At 31.2% G+C, this 2,760-nt stretch carries 5 protein-coding genes; 1 reads left to right on the top strand and 4 read right to left on the bottom strand.

Annotated features, from left to right (window positions below; all coding sequences use genetic code 11):
* The 4 genes from SFT90_05960 to SFT90_05945 form a co-directional block, all read right to left on the bottom strand.
* The coding region (locus SFT90_05960; GenBank protein MDX1950025.1) for a hypothetical protein at positions 1 to 399 on the bottom strand (399 nt) is incomplete at its 3' end.
* 147 nt (positions 400 to 546) lie between these two features.
* Positions 547 to 813: a DUF2282 domain-containing protein gene (locus tag SFT90_05955; GenBank protein MDX1950024.1), complete on the bottom strand. Its 267-nt coding sequence runs from the start codon at positions 811 to 813 to the stop codon at positions 547 to 549.
* Positions 814 to 911: 98 nt separating this feature from the next.
* Entirely contained in the window at positions 912 to 1,553 is a 642-nt protein-coding gene (locus SFT90_05950) for an NrsF family protein (protein MDX1950023.1), read from the bottom strand.
* Complete coding sequence (locus SFT90_05945) at positions 1,543 to 2,091, bottom strand: sigma-70 family RNA polymerase sigma factor (protein MDX1950022.1); 549 nt, start codon at positions 2,089 to 2,091, stop codon at positions 1,543 to 1,545. Before SFT90_05945 ends, SFT90_05950 begins: the two co-directional genes overlap by 11 nt.
* A 69-nt stretch (positions 2,092 to 2,160) precedes the next feature.
* Between SFT90_05945 and SFT90_05940 the strand changes: the two genes are divergently transcribed.
* Positions 2,161 to 2,613 carry a DoxX family protein gene (locus SFT90_05940; protein ID MDX1950021.1) on the top strand — a complete coding sequence of 151 codons (453 nt, stop codon included), beginning with the start codon at positions 2,161 to 2,163 and terminating at the stop codon, positions 2,611 to 2,613.
* Positions 2,614 to 2,760 lie beyond the last annotated feature (147 nt).

The raw sequence follows: 2,760 nt of genomic DNA, 5'->3' as shown, positions 1-2,760 counted from the left end.
AGGCTTTTTATTTGGAAATTTAAACAATTCCTGATGACCGATGACTGATGACTGATGACTTTTATACCCATTATCCTCAGGCTTTACCTGCCTTCCTTCATATTCTTCAACATCACCACGCGCACGAATCCAGCTATCGCGAAGCTTCGGCAAGCCTTTGCGAATATCAAATTTAGCGTTTTCATCTGTGTATATGCCAGAAGTATCATAAACCCTAAGTGGCACTTCCATTGCCTTTGGTGAAAGCTCAATTTCACGCATCGCAACGCGAATATCCTTGTGGATTTCCCCAGCTACATAAATTTTTTTAGAGTTTGGAAATGGCTTGGAAGTTATCTCAAAATTAGGATCAGAAATTGGATCAATTTTTTTATTAGTAGAAGTTTTCGCTGGAGACATAGTTTTATAAAAATAGTTTACTATTTTTATAAGGTTTTTGAAGGTTTTTGCAAGTAGGGGTTAGAAATTAAAAACTAAAAAAATTTTAACAGATAATTATAATTTTTCTTCCCCCAATAATATGAGGGAAGAAATTAAAAAAACTAATTAGTTAGGGGCTTCAGTTTTGCCACCTGCTTTAGTGCATTCTTCAGCGTTATTTGCAAATTTCCACTCATTTGCATCATTATCAGTTTTTGCAGAACCTGCACAAGAATGTGAGCCATTTGCAGAAGCACAATCATTTTTACCAGCTTTAGCAATACCATAGCATTTTACTTTGCCTTCAGAACCCTTCATATCCATAGCGTTTACAACGCCAGCTGAAGATGCAGCAACTAAACCAATTAAAGTAGTAGCAAGTAATTTATTCATAATTCCTCTTTGTTTTTATTGTTGATTAAAAAAGCTAAAATAATTTAGCTTTCACATAGATATTCGTAAGAATTTTTATTTGGTTACAAAAAATTAACTCACCAAGAAAGAAATTTTTTTCCGAGATATATTCCAATTAAAGCAAGCATAAACACTGGGGTGTAATGCCAAATAATAATGTGGAATAAGGTGTCTACAGGCTCAGTAAGCCTTAGAATTAAACAACCGATAGCGGTTGAAAAAAGAAGAATTAAAACCCCTAAAAATTTAAGTTTAGTAGGGGCATATTTTTTAATCTGTAAAAATAAAAAAGTTGATGGAATTAACGATAATATCACAACGCAAGAAAAGCAATAAATGCCATTATGAGCATTATTAGCAATATAATTTCCATCAAAAAACTGAGATAAAATACCTGAGATTAAAACCCCCAAAAAAGCTAAAAAAGGAGAGTATAAAAAATATTTTTTTTGCTTAGAATCTGGGCTTGCAAGAAAAGAAGCACTAAATGAAGATAAAATCAAAGCCAAAAAAAGCATCACTAATTCAATTATATAAAGGGGATTTTTAATAATTAAATTTATGTCTTCTCTTACACCAAAAATGTAAGAAATAAAAATTATGTAAAAAACACTAAACACAAGCCATATTGAGGCAGATTTTGAAGCATTATATTTAACTTCAAATTTAGCTTCTTCAGATAATGAATTTATTAAATTATTTAAATTATTACTTTTCATTATTAATTTTAGTTCTTAAAATTTTATAAGCCCTGTGAGCAGTAACCTTAACATCTGATTCACTAATCTTAAGACTAGCTGAAACTTCTTTTACGCTCATATCCTTAAAATACATAAGCTCTATAACTTTCCTTTGCTTATCTTTCAAAACATTAAGGTTTATATCTATTTCGTTATCATCTTTGTTATTGGTTACAGAATTTTCATCTTCAATGTCAAAAAAACTATCAATATTAACTTTTTCGTTACTTCTATTGCTATAATATTTCCTCAAATAATCCGTTACGCGATACGAAGCTATTGAGTTAATCCATGGTAGTAAAGGCCTTTCAAAATCATAGGTATGCCTTGCTTTATGGATAGAAATTAAAATTTCTTGCACAACATCATCAACCTCAGATAAATCAAATATTTTGCCTGAAAGTTTTGGTTTTAAGTAAGCTGAAACCTTATTTAGAAAATTTTTGTAAGCAGCTTTATCGCCTTTCTGGGCTTCGGCTAGTAGCTCCTCTAATTCAATTTGAAGCTTAAAGATCATTAATTTTTTGTAACCAAGTAAGTTTTAATCCGAATTAATAGAAAAATACTAACTTAAAATTTAATTGCTATGAAAAATTTACTTACAAAAAGTGCGTTAGAAAATTATTTCAATTTGTTTATTAAATACTCCGAGAAAACAGAGCATTTATTGTTACTTGTCGCAAGGCTGTGGATTGCAAATATTTTTTGGAAGTCCGGCATCTTAAAATTTAATGACTTTGAAACTGCCGTTTTTTTATTTACTGAAGAACACCCTGTTCCGTTTCTTCCAGCAGAATTTGCGGCCATTTCTGCAATAATATTTGAATTAGGTTGCCCAATATTACTTGCATTAGGCTTTGCTTCAAGGTTAGCAGTTTTGCCTTTAATAGTAATGACTTTAGTAATTCAGTTTACATACCTAGAGCATAACGACCATTTTTATTGGATTATGCTTTTAGGTTTTATTTTAGTTAGAAGTGCTGGCTTTTTTTCATTAGACTATTTTCTGAAAAGAAAATTTTTTATAGTTAAAAATTAAATCTTCTGGCCAGTTTTTTGCCAATCTTCCAAGAATTTTTGAAGCCCTGCATCAGTAAGTGGGTGCTTGAATAATTGCTTGATTGTTGAAGGCGGAACGGTGCAAACATCTGCCCCAATTCTTGCCGCATCAAGAATATGAACTGGG

It is taken from the genome of Rickettsiales bacterium (assembly GCA_033762595.1).
In the GTDB taxonomy this organism is placed as follows: Bacteria; Pseudomonadota; Alphaproteobacteria; order Rickettsiales; family UBA8987; genus JANPLD01.
This window is presented reverse-complemented; position numbering and strand designations above follow the sequence as displayed.

Excerpts from the sequence above, each read along its gene's own strand:
- SFT90_05955 (MDX1950024.1), bottom strand. The coding sequence starts at position 813 with ATGAATAAATTACTTGCTACTACTTTAATTGGTTTAGTTGCTGCATCT.
- SFT90_05950 (MDX1950023.1), bottom strand. The coding sequence starts at position 1,553 with ATGAAAAGTAATAATTTAAATAATTTAATAAATTCATTATCTGAAGAA.
- SFT90_05945 (MDX1950022.1), bottom strand. The coding sequence starts at position 2,091 with ATGATCTTTAAGCTTCAAATTGAATTAGAGGAGCTACTAGCCGAAGCC.
- SFT90_05940 (MDX1950021.1), top strand. The coding sequence starts at position 2,161 with ATGAAAAATTTACTTACAAAAAGTGCGTTAGAAAATTATTTCAATTTG.